12 protein-coding genes and 1 pseudogene are annotated in these 15,136 nt (G+C 64.8%); 4 read left to right on the top strand and 9 right to left on the bottom strand.

What is annotated here, in order from left to right:
- Nucleotides 1-5 precede the first annotated feature (5 nt).
- The gene (locus DYQ94_RS15255; protein WP_024938345.1) at nucleotides 6-1,409 is read right to left on the bottom strand and encodes a mannose-1-phosphate guanylyltransferase/mannose-6-phosphate isomerase; all 1,404 of its coding nucleotides are present in this window, start codon (nucleotides 1,407-1,409) and stop codon (nucleotides 6-8) included.
- A gap of 45 nt (nucleotides 1,410-1,454) precedes the next feature.
- Nucleotides 1,455-2,791, bottom strand: a pseudogene (locus tag DYQ94_RS15260) (phosphohexomutase domain-containing protein).
- A 134-nt stretch (nucleotides 2,792-2,925) separates the two neighbouring features.
- On the opposite strand from DYQ94_RS15260, the gene DYQ94_RS15265 reads away from it, so the two are divergent.
- On the top strand, nucleotides 2,926-3,657 hold the full coding sequence (locus DYQ94_RS15265; protein ID WP_065032865.1) for a CoA transferase subunit A: 732 nt from the start codon (nucleotides 2,926-2,928) through the stop codon (nucleotides 3,655-3,657).
- On the top strand, nucleotides 3,657-4,289 hold the full coding sequence (locus DYQ94_RS15270; protein ID WP_126966632.1) for a CoA transferase subunit B: 633 nt from the start codon (nucleotides 3,657-3,659) through the stop codon (nucleotides 4,287-4,289). The genes DYQ94_RS15265 and DYQ94_RS15270 overlap by 1 nt, the downstream gene beginning before the upstream one ends.
- 29 nt (nucleotides 4,290-4,318) lie before the next feature.
- On the opposite strand, the gene DYQ94_RS15275 is transcribed toward DYQ94_RS15270, so the two are convergent.
- Together DYQ94_RS15275 and DYQ94_RS15280 are read right to left on the bottom strand one after the other, a co-directional pair.
- Nucleotides 4,319-7,054: a rhamnan synthesis F family protein gene (locus tag DYQ94_RS15275; RefSeq protein WP_252374715.1), complete on the bottom strand. Its 2,736-nt coding sequence runs from the start codon at nucleotides 7,052-7,054 to the stop codon at nucleotides 4,319-4,321.
- A 109-nt stretch (nucleotides 7,055-7,163) separates the two neighbouring features.
- The gene (locus DYQ94_RS15280) at nucleotides 7,164-8,813 is read right to left on the bottom strand and encodes an electron transfer flavoprotein-ubiquinone oxidoreductase (protein ID WP_126966633.1); all 1,650 of its coding nucleotides are present in this window, start codon (nucleotides 8,811-8,813) and stop codon (nucleotides 7,164-7,166) included.
- Nucleotides 8,814-8,940: 127 nt separating this feature from the next.
- Between DYQ94_RS15280 and DYQ94_RS15285 the strand changes: the two genes are divergently transcribed.
- Nucleotides 8,941-9,540: an alpha-ketoglutarate-dependent dioxygenase AlkB family protein gene (locus DYQ94_RS15285; RefSeq protein ID WP_126966634.1), complete on the top strand. Its 600-nt coding sequence runs from the start codon at nucleotides 8,941-8,943 to the stop codon at nucleotides 9,538-9,540.
- Here the strand turns inward: DYQ94_RS15285 and DYQ94_RS15290 are convergent.
- The 4 genes from DYQ94_RS15290 to DYQ94_RS15305 all read right to left on the bottom strand — a co-directional run bounded on the left by DYQ94_RS15290 (nucleotide 9,537) and on the right by DYQ94_RS15305 (nucleotide 13,282).
- Nucleotides 9,537-10,199 carry an ABC-type transport auxiliary lipoprotein family protein gene (locus DYQ94_RS15290; RefSeq protein ID WP_126966635.1) on the bottom strand — a complete coding sequence of 221 codons (663 nt, stop codon included), beginning with the start codon at nucleotides 10,197-10,199 and terminating at the stop codon, nucleotides 9,537-9,539. The two genes, DYQ94_RS15285 and DYQ94_RS15290, sit on opposite strands and share 4 nt — an antisense overlap.
- On the bottom strand, nucleotides 10,196-11,122 hold the full coding sequence (locus DYQ94_RS15295; protein WP_011035876.1) for an MlaD family protein: 927 nt from the start codon (nucleotides 11,120-11,122) through the stop codon (nucleotides 10,196-10,198). The genes DYQ94_RS15290 and DYQ94_RS15295 overlap by 4 nt, the downstream gene beginning before the upstream one ends.
- A 2-nt stretch (nucleotides 11,123-11,124) precedes the next feature.
- On the bottom strand, nucleotides 11,125-11,967 hold the full coding sequence (locus tag DYQ94_RS15300; RefSeq protein WP_054592900.1) for an ABC transporter ATP-binding protein: 843 nt from the start codon (nucleotides 11,965-11,967) through the stop codon (nucleotides 11,125-11,127).
- Between the two features lie 85 nt (nucleotides 11,968-12,052).
- The gene (locus DYQ94_RS15305; protein ID WP_372358572.1) at nucleotides 12,053-13,282 is read right to left on the bottom strand and encodes an MlaE family ABC transporter permease; all 1,230 of its coding nucleotides are present in this window, start codon (nucleotides 13,280-13,282) and stop codon (nucleotides 12,053-12,055) included.
- Nucleotides 13,283-13,331: 49 nt separating this feature from the next.
- On the opposite strand from DYQ94_RS15305, the gene DYQ94_RS15310 reads away from it, so the two are divergent.
- The gene (locus DYQ94_RS15310) at nucleotides 13,332-14,591 is read left to right on the top strand and encodes a threonine/serine exporter family protein (protein WP_024938335.1); all 1,260 of its coding nucleotides are present in this window, start codon (nucleotides 13,332-13,334) and stop codon (nucleotides 14,589-14,591) included.
- A 59-nt stretch (nucleotides 14,592-14,650) separates the two neighbouring features.
- Here DYQ94_RS15310 and DYQ94_RS15315 read toward each other — a convergent pair whose 3' ends face one another.
- Nucleotides 14,651-15,103, bottom strand: coding sequence for an H-NS histone family protein (locus tag DYQ94_RS15315; RefSeq protein ID WP_024939137.1), 453 nt, complete (start codon nucleotides 15,101-15,103; stop codon nucleotides 14,651-14,653).
- Between the last annotated feature and the right edge of the window lie 33 nt (nucleotides 15,104-15,136).

A 15,136-nucleotide genomic window follows, 5' to 3' on the forward strand; every position in this document is an offset into this window, starting at 1 on the left:
ACCGATCAGGCGCGCCCGTAGGTATCTTCGAAACGCACGATGTCGTCTTCGCCCAGGTAGCTGCCGGACTGCACTTCGATCAGCTCCAATGGCAACTTGCCCGGATTGCGCAGGCGATGGGTCACGCCCAGTGGGATGTAGGTACTCTGGTTTTCGGTCAGCAGCAGCACCTCGTCGCCACGGGTGACTTCGGCGGTTCCGCTCACCACGATCCAGTGTTCGGCGCGATGGTGATGCATCTGCAGGCTCAGCACCGCACCGGGTTTGACGGTGATGCGCTTGACCTGGTGGCGCTGGCCCATGTCGATCGAATCGTAGGCGCCCCACGGCCGATAGACCTTGCGATGCCAGGTGGCCTCTGAACGGCCAGCCGTCTTGATCTGGCCGACCACATCCTTGACCTCCTGGATGCGATCGCGATGACCGACCAGCACGGCGTCCGGCGTCTCGACGACGACGACGTCTTCCAGGCCGACCATGGCGATCAGGCGCGAGCCATACGCATAGGTGTTCTTGCAGTCCAGCTGGATGACATCGCCGTGGTGTGCATTACCCTGGCCGTCCTGTTCGGAGACGTCCAGCAGCGACGACCACGACCCGACATCGTTCCAGCCGGCATCCAGCGGCACCACCACTGCATCGGCGGTCTTTTCCATCACCGCATAGTCGATCGAATCCGATGGGCTGGAGGCGAACGCGTCCTTGTCCAGACGGGTGAAGTCGGCGTCGCGCTTGCCGCCTTCCCACGCCTTCTGGCACGCATCGGCGATGGCGGGCTGGAACTTGCGCAGTTCTTCCAGATAGCGCGAGGCGCGGAACAGGAACATGCCGCTGTTCCAGTAATACTCGCCGCTGGCCAGATAGCCTTGCGCGGTGGCCAGGTCGGGCTTTTCGACGAAGCGCTCGACTGCGGTGGCGCCGGTGCCGGCACCGGCCTTGATGTAGCCGTAGCCGGTTTCGGGCGCGGTGGGCTTGATGCCGAAGGTGACCAGCTTGCCCTGCGCTGCGGCAGCTGCCGCGACGGTCACGGCAGCCTGGAAGGCGGCCTCGTCACGAATCACGTGATCCGACGGCAATACCAGCAACAGCGGATCGTCGCCATTGCGGGTGGCTTCCAGGGCGGCTACAGCAATCGCCGGAGCGGTGTTACGGCCCTTGGGCTCGAGCAGGATGGCAGACGGCTTGACGCCCAACTGCTGCAATTGCTCGGCGGCCATGAAGCGGTGTTCTTCGTTGGCCACCACGATGGGGGCATGTGCCGCCACCGGAGCGGAACGCAGCCAGGTGGCCTGCAGCATGCTGTGCTCGCCGACCAGCGGCAGGAACTGCTTGGGATAGGATTCGCGCGACAACGGCCACAGGCGCGTGCCGGAACCGCCGGACAGGATGATCGGAAGGACGTCGCTCATGAGCGGGGGAAACTCCAGTGCGTCAAAGTGGGGGAAGATGTTAAATCAGCCGCGCAGCAGGTTGGAAATTTCCTGCGTGCGCGTTTCCAGCAGGGCGGCGTCGCCGCGCGTTTCCACGTTCAGGCGCAGCAGCGGCTCGGTGTTGGAGCTGCGCAGGTTGAAACGCCATTGGCCGAAGTCGGCACTGATGCCATCGGTGTAGTCCAGTTCCGGCGACTGATCGCCGTAGTGATCCATCACGCGGGCAACCGCTGCCTTGGCATCGTCCACCTTGAAGTTGATCTCGCCGCTGCAGGGGAATTTCTGCATGCGCGCCTCGACCAGATCCGCCAGCGAACGACCCGACTGCGACACCAGCTCGGCGATCAACAACCACGGGATCATGCCGGAGTCGGCATAGGCGAACTCGCGGAAATAGTGGTGCGCGCTCATCTCGCCGCCATACACGGCGTTTTCGCTGCGCATCTTTTCCTTGATGAAGGCATGGCCGCTCTTGCACAGCACCGGGATGCCGCCGGCGTCCTCGACCATCTCGACGGTGTTCCAGGTCAGGCGCGGGTCGTGCACGACCTTGCCACCCGGCTGCTTGGCCAGGATCGCCTGGGCCAGCAGGCCGACCAGGTAATAGCCTTCGATGAAGCGGCCGGTGTGGTCGAAGAAGAAGCAGCGATCGAAGTCGCCGTCCCAGGCGATACCAAAGTCGGCGCCGTGTTCCTTGACCGCCCTGGCGGTGGCGTCGCGGTTCTCCGGCAGCAGCGGGTTGGGGATGCCGTTGGGAAAGTTGCCATCGGGTTCGTGGAAGACGCGGATGAACTCGAACGGCAGCTGCGGTGCAAGCAGGTCGACGATCAGGCCGGCGCCACCGTTGCCGGCGTTGACCACCAGCTTGAGCGGCTTGAGCGTGCTGCGGTCCACGTAGCTGAGCAGATGCTCAAGATAGGCGGTCTTGTCGGTGCGGCTCTGCTCGCTTGCGGTTGGCTCGCCGGGTGCGGCGGTATCGGCAGCGACGGTGTCGCGGATCGCGAACAGGCCGGTATCGGAGCTGATCGGTCGCGCCTGCTCGCGGACCAGCTTCATGCCGTTGTAGTCCATCGGGTTATGGCTGGCGGTGACCATCACGCCGCCGGCCGCCTTGAGGTAATCGGTCTGGAAATAGACCTCCTCGGTGCCGCACAGGCCAATGTCGATCACTTCGCGGCCGCTGGCGCGCAGGCCGGCCGAGAGCGCCTCCTGCAGGCCAGGCGCACGTCGTGGCCCAGGACCACGGGCCCTTGCTCCAGCTGCGCCGCCAATGCCACGCCGATGCGGCGCGCCAAGTCCTCGTTGAGTTCATCCGGCACGCGGCCGCGGATGTCGTAGGCCTTGAAGGCGGGTAGCGTCATGGGCAATTCCTGGGATGGGGGAATTCCGAGTTTAGCGGCTGTGCCGTGTCTTGGGTGTGGCGGAATTGCGATCGGGGACAGGGAACAGTCAGCGGCTAGAATGGCCGCTTCACATCAGCGAGGCGAGGGCGGTGATGAGCAATGGTGGACGTGGTGCGGCAAGCGGCAAACGCTATGCCGATGCCGGGGCGGCGCTGGATGGGGTGCTGGCCGATGGCCAGACCCTGGCGGTCGGCGGCTTTGGGCTGTGTGGAATCCCGGAAGCGCTGATCGCGGCAGTGCGCGCGAGCGGGGTCGGCGGATTGACCGTGATCTCCAACAACGCAGGCGTCGATGGATTCGGGCTGGGTCAATTATTGGCCACCCGGCAGATCCGCAAGATGATTTCGTCCTACGTGGGCGAGAACAAGGAATTCGAGCGGCAGTACCTGGCCGGCGAACTGGAGCTGGAGTTCAACCCGCAAGGCACGCTGGCCGAACGCCTGCGCGCGGGCGGTGCGGGGATTCCCGCGTTCTATACCGCAACCGGCTACGGCACCATCGTCGCCCAGGGCAAGGAAACCCGGCAATTCGACGGCAAGCAGTACGTGATGGAAACCGCACTGCAGGCCGACGTCGCGCTGGTCAAGGCCTGGCGTGCGGATACGGCCGGCAATCTGGTGTTCCGCAAGACTGCGCGCAACTTCAACCCGGCCTGCGCCATGGCCGGTCGCGTCTGCGTCGCCGAGGTCGAGGAGATCGTGGAGGTGGGTGCGATCGATCCGGACCAGGTGCATCTGCCCGGCATCTATGTCGACCGGCTGGTGCTCAACGCCACCCCGGAAAAACGCATCGAGCAGCGCACCGTGCGCGAAGGACAGCACTGATGGCCTGGACCAGAGACCAGATGGCCGCACGTGCGGCGCGTGAATTGACCGATGGTGCCTACGTCAACCTGGGTATCGGTCTGCCGACGCTGGTGGCCAACCACATTCCTGATGGCGTGGACGTGTGGCTGCAATCGGAGAACGGCCTGCTCGGCATCGGTCCGTTTCCCAGCGAGGACGAGGTGGATGCGGACCTGATCAACGCCGGCAAGCAGACAGTGACCGCGCGTGCCGGGGCCAGTTATTTCGGTAGCCACGACTCGTTTGCGATGATCCGCGGCGGGCACATCGATCTGGCGATTCTCGGTGCGATGCAGGTGACCGAGCGCGGCGACCTGGCCAACTGGATGGTGCCCGGCAAGATGGTCAAGGGCATGGGCGGCGCGATGGACCTGGTGGCCGGCGTCAAGCGCGTTGTCGTGCTGATGGAACATGTCGCCAAGGACGGCAGCCACAAGATCCTGCGCGAATGCGACCTGCCATTGACCGGCGTCGGCGTGGTCGATCGCATCATCACAGACCTGGCGGTATTCGACGTCACCGATCGCGGGCTGGTGCTGGTGGAGGCGGCCGAAGGAGTGGCGCTGGAGGAATTGCGCCAGAAGACCGGTGTGACAATTCTGACGCTTTAATCGTGAGGCAAGGCCGGACGGCCGCCAGGTCATCCGGCCCGCACCACGCCGCGTCCGGTGAAACGGTCGTCCAGTTGCAGATCCGCCAGCCACGGCGCCTGCCAGCGTCCGGAACCGATGCATTGCAGCGGGATCTGGACCGAGGTTCGGTCAAAGTCCAGCAGGTAGCTTTGGTCCTGTGCAACCTGGCAGACGTCTGCAATGAACGCCAACGCACCTTCGTGCACCTGCGCGATCGTCGCCCATTGCGCTGTCGACAGTTCCGGATGGGCGTAGACCGCAGTCGGAACGTCGTTGCTGGCTGTGAAGCAGGAAAATTGCGGCGAAGGAGCGGTGAGCAGTGTTTCCAAAAGCAGGTCGTGGCGCAGGATCGCTGACTGCTCCGGGTCGCTCTCGGTACGGCCATCGAAATAGCGAGCGGCTGCCCAGCTCTGCGCAGTAATCTTTGTGGCGCGCCCGTTCAATGCAAAATAAGCGCCACCCAGCGGCTGTCCGGTCAATCTTGTGAGGTTGGCCTGGATGGTGCCGGAATAACCTATATCGGCCACCATGGCGGTGCCGTCGCCTGCAATCGCTCTCCAGTAATGCAGGTAAGCCGTCCTTTCAGTTTCGGCAAGCGCCAGCAGTTCGTTGATCGCCGGGGCAATCAGTTCCAGCAGCTCGGCATGCATCTCCGGCAGGTAGACATCGCGTTGCATGACCGGGCGGCCCAGGCGACGTTCCAGAACATGTGCTGCAGCCTCTCCCAAGCGCGCCTGTACCAGGTTACCCAGTGTTCCGGTGTAGGTGCTGTCCAGCAGCAGTGCAAGATCGTCCGGCGCATGCAGTGAGGGGGTTCCGGTTCCCCGCCGCGACGCCAGCAGATACTTGCCATGCAGCTGCTGCAGTGCAGGGGATGTCTGCCTCACCAGCTGGAACCCCTGCTCCAGCAGGTGGCCTTCCCGGCTCAGGAACAAGATCGTTTCGATATTGCGTTGCGTCGCCGTGCGGATCAGCCAGGCGAGATAATCGAAGATCAGCGGACCGATCACCACATAGCCAAGACAGGCCGGTGAAAGAACCGGCAAGGGCATCAACGTGTCCGGGTGCCGGTCGGCAAGATCGGCGAACCGATTGGCCAGCAGGCCAAGCCACAACTGGTCCTGCCACCGGGTTGCCGCCCCCGAAGCGGCTCTCAGCGGGCGCAATGCAGGAATCACCTCCAGCAGTGCGGATGGCCGAAGCACATGCACCGGTGTCAACAGCTTGTGCATCTGTGGACGCTGGACATCTGCATGTTCGTTGTCGCCGACATGCAGCCACTGGGAGGCATCGATTTTCTCGAGGGCCGGCAGCTCCCTCCAGACATTGTCGGCATCCTTGCGCCAGCCCGTCTCGCAGGACACATACCAGGCAGCCGGCAGTGCGCTGACTTCTGGTGGCAGGACCTGCTGCAGCAATGCGCTATCCAGATACATGTCCGAAAGCGCAACCAGGCGGATGCCACGTTGCTTTAGTTGCGTCGCTGCTGCGATCACGCCCTGGCGTGGTCGCAGCAGCCGGGCTTCCAGGGCCACTTCCAGTGCCTGGAGGGCGCTGGTCGGAAGTCCCTTCGCATCGGGCAGGCCAGCCAGTGTGGCGTAGATGCTCGATAGATCGACATCGGCGCCACGTTGATGGCGCGCTTTTGACTCGGCAAGTTCGCGTAGTTCGAGAAAATTTCCGATCCCGAATTGGCGTGCTATCAGGTGGGCAAGAAAGGCGCGGGCACCGGCCGGAAACAGGAACGGCCTCACCACCAAGGTGTCGAAGATATCCAGCGACACCAGTCGAGCCTGCAGGGACGACAGTGTCAATCGTGTGGCGATCGGCGTCTCGAGCGACGCCTGCCAGTTGCGTCCACCCTCGTCGCTGAGTGACAGCGTCCCGTCTTGCGGCAGGATGCCGATGCGATACCGCTGATGGCGCACCACAGCGACGAACAAGCGTTCCACTGCGTGGTGCAGGGTGCCGTCGATCTGCCCGTGCTCTTCGGGGAAGTCCTTGAGTTCCAGATTCAGTGCGTACAACGGCCGCAGTGCATCCACCTTCGCCCAGAACATCGATCCGGCAGGAAAATCGATGTACTCCGGGGGGCTGATGTCGAATCCAAGTCGCTGGGCAAGTGTGCGACAGACGCTGAAATTGCTGAGCCAGGTATGCGCCCACAGCAGCACCCGCTCGTAACTTTCGGGATAAAGCATGCCGAGCCGCGGCTCGGCCTGAAACATCCCCAGTTGCCAGGCGATACGCTCCGGGCTCCCCATCAGGGATGACACCAGGTAGCGACGCCACTCGCCTTGTTCGCTGCCGGTATACAGCGATTTTTTCGTATGCAGATGGCCGACAACATCCAATGCCAGGATCTGCTCGCGAAACGTCACCAAGAGCGGTGCGATGTCACGGCCGCGATTGGGCACGACGCGTATCTCGAGCTTCTCGACCTGCGGCAGCTTTGAAAAGCGCTCGCGCGCCTGAGCTGCGGCTGTGTCATCCATCACCGATACCAGCAGGTCATAACCCGCCGGCATGTGCTGGAGCGACTGCGCGAATTCGTCGATCAGGTCGGGATAGAAGACGTGCAGCATCACGCCAATCTTGAGCTGCAGCTGCGACAGGGGAGCAGGCGCGGGGAATGGGTGTTGGTCAGGCAGGCGATGAACCGCCGGGCGTGCGCGCCCGGCTAGCTGTAACCGCCCCACCAGGCCACGAATTCCCAAGGCGCGTATCAGCTTGAGTGCCCGTATTGCGACTGCGGTTGCGCCGGAGAAACCGCCGCCATGGAGTTCTACCGAGCGACGCGCCGCAGCCATGAGTTTGGAAAGACTGCCGGTCACGCGGTACGGCACTGGCTACTCACAGATTCTGGTAGTTCGGGCCCGAACCACCCTCCGGGGTGACCCAGGTGATGATCTCGTACGGGTCCTTGATGTCGCAGGTCTTGCAGTGCACGCAGTTGGCGGCGTTGATCTGCAGGCGCTTGCCGGAGGGGCTGCCGGTGTCTGCGACCATTTCGTAGACGTTGGCCGGGCAGAAGCGGGTGCAGGGGTTGTCGTACTCCTGTACGCAGCGGGTGGCGCAGACGTCGGTGTCGAGCACCTTCAGATGCACGGGCTGGTCTTCGTCGTGCTCGGTGGCAGCGAAGTAGACCGCCTGCAGGCGGTCGCGCGGGGCGAGCTCGCGCGTGCCGTAGTCGCGGTTGGGTTGCTCGTAATCGCCGATCTTGTGCAATGCCGACCAGTCGGGTTTGTTCTTCAGCGTCCATGGCGAGGCGCCCTTGAGCGCGGTTTCCCAGGCGGCATTGAGCAGGCCTAACCACAGGCCCTTCTTGAAACCGGGCTTGATGTTGCGCACCTGCTTCAACTCGGCCATCGCATCGGACGCGCGCAGTTTCGCGTCGAAGCCTTGCGGCGCCAGCTGCGATTGCACCAGATGTTCGGCGGCCAGCATGCCGCTGCGGATCGCCTGATGGGTGCCCTTGATCTTGGGCACGTTGAGCAGGCCGGCGGTGTCGCCGATCAGCAGGGCACCGGGCATTTCCACCTTCGGCAGCGACTGCCAGCCGCCGGTGACGATGGCGCGCGCGCCGGCCGAGAGGATGCTGCCGCCTTCCAGCAATGGCTTGATCAGCGCGTGGTTCTTCCATTGCTGGAAGGCTTCCCACGGCTGGTACTTCGGGTCGCTGTAGTCCAGCCCGCTCACGTAACCGAGCGCGATCTGGTTGTTGTCCAGGTGATACAGGAAGCTGCCGCCGTAGGTGCGGTTGTCGGCCGGCCAGCCCAGTGTGTGCACGATCTTGCCGGGACTGACGCGCCCCTCCGGTACCTGCCACAGCTCCTTGATGCCGATCGAATAGCCCTGCGGGTCGGCATCGGCGGTGAGGTCGAAGCGGTTGAGCAGGCGCTTGGTCAGATGCCCGCGCGCGCCTTCGGCCAGCACGGTGACCTTGGCACGGATATCGATGCCGGCGGTGTAACCGGGCTTGTGCGAACCGTCCTTGGCCACGCCCATGTCGCCGATACGCACGCCGATGACCTGGCCGTTGTCGTCGTGCAGGGTTTCGGCGGCGGCAAAGCCGGGGTAGATCTCCACACCCAGCGCTTCGGCCTGCGGCGCCAGCCAGGCGCACATTGCGCCCAGGCTGACGATGAAATTGCCGTGGTTGCGCATGCCCGGCGGCACCACCGGGAACTTGCGCGCGCTGTCCTTGCCGAGAAACCAGAATTCGTCGTCGGTGGCAGCCACGCAGATCGGCGGCGGGTTGTCGCGCCAGCCCGGCAGCAAGGCATCCAGCGGGCCCGGCTCGATCACCGCGCCGGACAGGATATGCGCACCGATGGTGCTGGATTTTTCGATCACACAGACGCTGATGGCCGGATCGAGCTGCTTGAGCCGGATCGCAAAGGCCAGCCCTGCCGGACCGGCGCCGACGGTGACGACGTCGTACTCCATCACGTCGCGCTCGACCGTCTCTGGCGCATTTGCGCCGACTCCTGCTTCCGACATTGCTCCGCTCCCGTTGGCTCGATGGCTGCCGCGCATTTTCCGGGATTCGATGTGACGGCGGCAAATCGGATCGATTCATCCGCGCCGCGCAGCCTCCACTCAGCGGGCGCGTGCTAGCGTTTGATGGATGAAGATTCGGGTGGCATTGCCGCAAGCGGAGATCGCCTGGTGTCGCGGCTGGTTGCCGCGCGCGCAGGCCGATGCGCTGCTGCAGGCGCTGCTGACGCAGGTGCAGTGGGAGGTGCATCGCATCCGCATGTTCGGGCGGACGGTGGATTCGCCGCGTCTGAGCAGCTGGATGGGCGATGCGGACGCCAGCTATCGCTACTCGGGCACGCAGTTCGCGCCGCAGCCGTGGCTGGAGGTATTGCAGCCTCTACGCACGCGCCTGCTGGCCGAGACCGGGGCGCCGTTCAACAGCGTGCTGGCCAACCGTTACCGCAGCGGCAACGATGCGATGGGCTGGCATAGCGACGACGAGCCGGAGTTGGGGGCGCGACCATTGATCGCCTCGGTAAGCCTGGGCGCGACGCGGCGCTTTGCATTCAAGCATCGCGACGATGCTGCGTTGAAGCAGACGCTGGAATTGGGGCACGGCGATCTGCTGCTGATGGCAGGCGAGACCCAGCGCCACTACAAGCATGCATTGCCGCGCACCACAAAGCCCATCGGCGAGCGCATCAATCTGACCTTTCGCCAGATTGCGCCGCGTGCTCCCCAACGCTAGTTCGGCTGTCGCGGTGACAGCGGACGCGGCAGGATCTGGCTGTCCTGCTGGCCGGTGACCAAGGTCCAGCCGACCAGTTCGGTGGTGACCTGCGTCATCGCCTGTTCGAATGCTGCTGCCACCGCAGCCGTGTCGGTGCCGCTGGACGGGCGTGCGACCAGGAAGGTGCGCGAAGCCACCACGCGCTGATCGGCGGCGTGCAGCAGTTTGGCATTGAGTTCGATGGTGGCCGAGGGCAGCGACTGGCCGGCGTAGTCGGACTCGAAGCGGCGCAGGTCGATCGCCAGCTTGTAGTCGGAGCGGATGCCGGTGCCGATACGGGCGACGGCGGCGATCTTGCCGGAGTCCTCGAACGCGCGGACCACGCTGTCTTCCAGCATGTCGGTGGCCGGCTGCGCCCAGCCTGCGCCGTGATAGACCTGCAACTCGCCCGGGGTCGGGCGCACGTTGATGCGCGGGCTGTCGATCACCCGCGCGGCGCTGGGCTTGGACACCGACAGCTGCCAGCTCACCTGCGGCCAGGACGGGTTCGGCGCGATCCGCACATTAGGTGCGTAAATGGTGGCCGGCTTCTTGTCGCCGCCGGTCAACACCGAGCAGCCGCCCAGCGCCAGCAACGAGACGCACAACATGGGACGCAACAGGCGCATGGCAGTCATTTCGGTTCGAACTCCTTGGGTGCGTCGCGGCCGAGCAGGTAGCGCGCAGGGTTGTTGTCCAGTTTGTCGCTGACCCGGCGCAGGTCGCGGATCAGGCCGCGCAATTCGGTCAGCGTGGGCCCGAGCTGGCCCAGTCCGTCGTTGGCAAAACTATTGATGGCCGCGCGGTTCTCGCCAAGGATGTTGTCGGCGTTGCCGGCGGCCGAATCCAGCTTGACCAGGGTGGCATCGAGCTTTTCCAGGATGCCCGGCAGCTGCTGCACCAGGTTCTGGTCCAGCCGCTTGATGGTGCCATTGGTGGTGGTCAGGGTGGTGTCCAGATTGCGTGCGGCATCGCGCGCGCTGACGATCAGCGCCTGCATGCCTTCGTCGCGGTCGGCGATGCCACCACTGATCTTTTCCAGGTTCTGCAAGGTGGCGGTGATGCTGGCCACGTTCTTGTCCGAGAGCATCTGGTCCATGCGCTCGACGATGCGGTTGGCGGTGTCGGTGATGTTCTGCAGCGCCGACGGCGTGGTCTGGATGATCGGCGCATCGCTCTTGTCGATGGTGGTCAGCGACGGGGCCTCGGGCGTGCCGCCGGAGAGCTGGATGATCGACGGGCCGGTCAGGCTGGTGATGGCCAGCTTGGCGCGGGTATCGCTCTTGATCGGCGTGGTGGAGTTCACCCGCACGTGCGCGACCACCTGGCGCGGGTCGTTTGGTGCCAGCGTCAGCTCGGTGATCGAGCCGACCGCGATGCCGTTGTATTGCACCGGGCTGCCGACCGACAGGCCGGTCACCGCCTCGCGGAACACCACCCGGTATTGCTGCCAGGTACGGTCGGAGGAGTATTTTGCGGCCCATAGCCCGAACAGCAGCAGGGCCAGGCCCGCCACGATGGTGAAGGCGCCGATCAGGACGTAATTGGCTTTGGTTTCCATGCTCAGGCGGTCTCGGTGGAGTCGGTCTTGGCCGCGCGCGCGGCGCGGGCGCGCGGACCGTGGAAATATTCCTGGATCCAGGGGTGGTCGATCTGCTCGACTTCGGCCAGCGGCGCGTTGGCGATCACCTTGCGATCGGCCAGCACCGCGATGCGGTCGCAGATGGCGTACAGCGTATCCAGGTCATGCGTGATCAGGAACACGGTCAGGCCCAGCGCCTGTTGCAGGGTGCGGATCAACCGGTCGAAGGCGGCCGCGCCGATCGGGTCCAGCCCGGCGGTGGGCTCGTCCAGAAACAGCAGCGGCGGATCCAGCGCCAGCGCCCGCGCCAGGCCGGCGCGCTTGCGCATGCCGCCGGACAATTGCGAGGGCAGCTTGTCCAGCGCATCGGCCGGCAGGCCGGCCAGCTTGATCTTCAGCAGCGCCAGCTCGAAATACCAGCGCTCGGGAAACTCGCCGTGATGTTCCTTCAGCGGGACCTGCACGTTTTCGCCGACGGTCATCGACGAGAACAGCGCGCCGTCCTGAAACAGCACCCCGGTATTGCGGGTGATGTGCTGGCGGTCGGCGAAACGGCCCGAGCGTGCGTCCGCACCCAACACCTGGATGCTGCCGGCGTCGGGCTCGCGCAGGCCCAGGATGCTGCGCATCAGCACCGACTTGCCGGTGCCCGAGCCGCCGACCACGCCCAGGATCTCGCCGCGACGCACGTCCAGATCCAGGTCCTCATGCACGACCTGGCTGCCGAAGCGATTGGTCAGCCCGCGCACCGAAATCGCCAGCTGGTCGTCGTCGGCGTCGGTCTCTGTGCCGGGATTGGGGATTTGGGATTCGGGATTGGTCACAGCACAGTTCTCCCGAGTGTCAGGGCGCCAGCTGCGCTCCTGCCTTGCACCAATCCCGAATCCCGCATGTCGAATCCCGGTCTCATCACCACCCCATCTTCATGAACCACAGCGCGGCGACCGCGTCGAGGATGATGACCAAGGAAATCGTCTGCACCACCGAGGAGGTGGTGCGTTCGCCAACCGACTGCGCGGTGCCGCTGACCTTCAGGCCTTCCAGGCAGCCGATCAGGCCGATCACCAGCGCAAACAGCGGCGCCTTGGATAGGCCGACCAGGAAATGCCGCAGCTGGATGGTGTCGTGCATGCGCGCCAGGTACATCTGTGGCGGGATATCCAGATCGAATGCGCCCACGGTGACGCCACCGGCCAGGCCGGCGATCATCGCGATGAAGGTCAGCAGCGGCAGGGTGAAGATCAGCGCAAGCAGGCGCGGAATCACCAGCAGGTCGATCGGGTCCAGGCCCAGGGTGCGGATCGCGTCCACTTCCTCGCGCGATTTCATCGCACCGATCTGCGCGGTAAACGCACTGGCGGTGCGCCCGGCCAGCACGATGGCGGTCAGCAGCACCGCGAACTCGCGCAGGAAGGCGATCGACACCAGCTCCACCACGTAAATCTCCGCGCCGAAGTCGCGCAGGATGGTCGAGCCCAGGAACGCGATCACCGCGCCGACCAGATACGACAGCAGCACCACCAGTGGCACCGCATCCAGGCCGACCTGCTCCATGTGGTGCACGGTGGAGGTCAGGCGGAAGCGCCGCGGCTCGTGGATCAGCCGCGCAATCTTGACCAGGTTCTCGCCCAGAAAGCTGTTCAGCTCCAGAATGCCCTGGCCGACGCCGTGGGTGGTGCGGCCCAGACGGTCCAGCGCGGCGACGAAGCCGTAGTCGCGTTTGGGCTTGGGGCGTTCGTCGTTGAGTTCCTCGATGGTGCACACCAGCGCCTGGTGCTCATCGCGGAAGTCGATCGCGTCTTCCTTCAGGCCCATGCGGCTGGCGAAGCGCAGCAGCTGCAGCACCCCGGCCGAGTCCAGTTGCCCGATGCCGCGCGCGTCGATGCGCCGGATCCCTTCGGGCACGGCCTGCAGCAGCTCGGCCTGGGGCAACGCGGTCGCCAGGACCCAACTGCCAGCAAGGCGGACCTGTGCGTGATCCTGCGAGTCTTGTTCGATGCGTGGAGGTTGCGCTTTGATCATGGGTGGCCTGTCCGTGGCGCCAGCATACCGCGCCCGGCGTGAGCGAATGATGGGGACGCTTCGCCGCTGCGGTCCCGGCACAGACAATCGGCGCGCCGGCCAGGTGCGCTGCGGCATACACTGACGGTCTCGCCAGACGGCGTTTCTCCGATCCGACCCGCCACGCATGTCCGCTGCCACCGTCGTCCAACCGTCCGCCAGCGCCACCTATGCCCAGCGCGTCGCCTTTGTTTCGGAAATCGCCGGACGCCTGCATTCCTACGGCACCACGGCGCAGCGCCTGGAGGCCGCCGTGGTCGGGCTGTCGCACAAGCTGGGCTTGGACTGCGAGCCCTGGTCCAATCCCACCGGGATCATTTTGAGCTTCAGCGACCCGACCAAGGCCATCGGCTCCAGCGACATCACCCGGGTGATCCGGCTGGCTCCGGGCGAGAACGACCTTTACAAGCTCAGCGTGGCCGATTACGTGGCCGACGGCGTGGCCAACGGGCGCATGAGCATCGCGCAGGGCCACACCGCGCTGCGGCGGCTGGACCGCGAGGTCGATCGGCGCGGCAAGACCATGCAGGTGCTGGCATTCGGGCTGGCCGCCGCCGGCGTGGCAGGGCTGTGGAAACTGCCCTGGCTGGACATCGCCACCGCCGGCGCGATCGGCATGTCGATCGGCCTGCTGACCCAATACACCGACAGGCGGCCGGCGACCAAGGAAGCCGGCGAGGCGCTGGCCGGCCTGCTGGCCGGGGTGGTGGCCGCCGTGGTGGCGTCGCTGGTCGGGCCACTGAACCTCAACACGGTGATCATCGCCTCGCTGGTGGTGCTGCTGCCCGGCATGTCGTTGACCAATGCCTTCAACGAGCTGGCCAGCCAGCACTGGGTCTCGGGCACGGCGCGTCTGGCCGGTGCGGTGACCACGGTGCTCAAGCTCACCGTCGGTGCAGTGATCGCGGTGACGCTGACCCAGGTGCTCGGCCTGCATCCGCAGGTGGCCGCATTGCGCCCGCAGGCCGGCTGGGTGGAATGGGCCTCGCTGCTGGTGGCCGCTTATGCGTTTGCGGTGTTGTTCAAGGCCAATCGACGTGATTATTTATGGATCATGGCGGCGGCCATGTCCGGGTATGTCATCGCGCGTTATGCCGGGCACGCCTGGGGCGGTCCGGCCGGTGTCTTTGCATCGGCCATGGCATTGACCGCCGCCGGTAATCTGTTCGGGCGGGTGATACAAAAACCCGGGGCATTGATCCGTTTGCCCGGCATCATCATGCTGGTTCCGGGCAGTGTCAGCCTGCGCGGCTTTCTGACCCTGATACAGCAACAGGATGTCAGTGTGGGGCAGGCCGCGCTATTGGCGGTGACCAATATCGTGATGGCCTTGATGGCCGGATTGCTGTTCGGCAATCTGTTGATTCCGGCCCGCAAGAATTTATGACCGGCAGAAAACGCGCAATAAAAAACGCCGGCACTGCCGGCGTTTTTTATTGGTAACAATCAAGCCGCCTTGGGCTTCTTGGTCACGCGCTTGGTGGCGGCTTTGCGCGGCGCGGCCTTCTTGGCCGGGGTCTTCTTGGCGCTGACCTTGCTGATCAGAAAGTCTTCGACCTTCTTGCCGGCGGCGGTCAGTTCGGCCAGCCAGCGCGGCTGCTTGCCGCGGCCGGTCCAGGCTTCCTGGGGATTGGCGGGGTTGCGATATTTCGGCGCAACCTTGCCCAGCTTGCGGCCGGCGCGCGGACCCGGCTTGGCAGCGGCAGCCGAACGGCCCGCACCGGCGCTGGCGCCAAACAATTCTTCGATGGAATAACCCTGGGCTTTTGCCGCGCGGGTCAGCTGCGTGCGGACCTTGGCAATCGGGGCGCGCTTGGCAACCACGGTCTGCTGCTTTTTCGCGTTTTTGATCAGGGCACCCAATTGCTTGGCCGACAGGCCGCTAAGATCGATCGACATCACTACTCCGGAAGATGAGAGAGAAAAGAATGC

This window comes from Xanthomonas sp. LMG 8993 (assembly GCF_009835065.2).
GTDB classification, from domain to species: domain Bacteria; phylum Pseudomonadota; class Gammaproteobacteria; order Xanthomonadales; family Xanthomonadaceae; genus Xanthomonas; species Xanthomonas arboricola.

Bases quoted from the DNA above. Each gene is read 5' to 3' on its own strand.
- DYQ94_RS15305 (WP_372358572.1), bottom strand. From the start codon at position 13,282: ATGCCGCAGCGCACCTGGCCGGCGCGCCGATTGTCTGTGCCGGGACCG.
- DYQ94_RS15255 (WP_024938345.1), bottom strand. From the start codon at position 1,409: ATGAGCGACGTCCTTCCGATCATCCTGTCCGGCGGTTCCGGCACGCGC.
- DYQ94_RS15280 (WP_126966633.1), bottom strand. From the start codon at position 8,813: ATGTCGGAAGCAGGAGTCGGCGCAAATGCGCCAGAGACGGTCGAGCGC.
- DYQ94_RS15270 (WP_126966632.1), top strand. From the start codon at position 3,657: ATGGCCTGGACCAGAGACCAGATGGCCGCACGTGCGGCGCGTGAATTG.
- DYQ94_RS15315 (WP_024939137.1), bottom strand. From the start codon at position 15,103: ATGTCGATCGATCTTAGCGGCCTGTCGGCCAAGCAATTGGGTGCCCTG.
- DYQ94_RS15295 (WP_011035876.1), bottom strand. From the start codon at position 11,122: ATGGAAACCAAAGCCAATTACGTCCTGATCGGCGCCTTCACCATCGTG.
- DYQ94_RS15310 (WP_024938335.1), top strand. From the start codon at position 13,332: ATGTCCGCTGCCACCGTCGTCCAACCGTCCGCCAGCGCCACCTATGCC.
- DYQ94_RS15290 (WP_126966635.1), bottom strand. From the start codon at position 10,199: ATGACTGCCATGCGCCTGTTGCGTCCCATGTTGTGCGTCTCGTTGCTG.
- DYQ94_RS15285 (WP_126966634.1), top strand. From the start codon at position 8,941: ATGAAGATTCGGGTGGCATTGCCGCAAGCGGAGATCGCCTGGTGTCGC.
- DYQ94_RS15265 (WP_065032865.1), top strand. From the start codon at position 2,926: ATGAGCAATGGTGGACGTGGTGCGGCAAGCGGCAAACGCTATGCCGAT.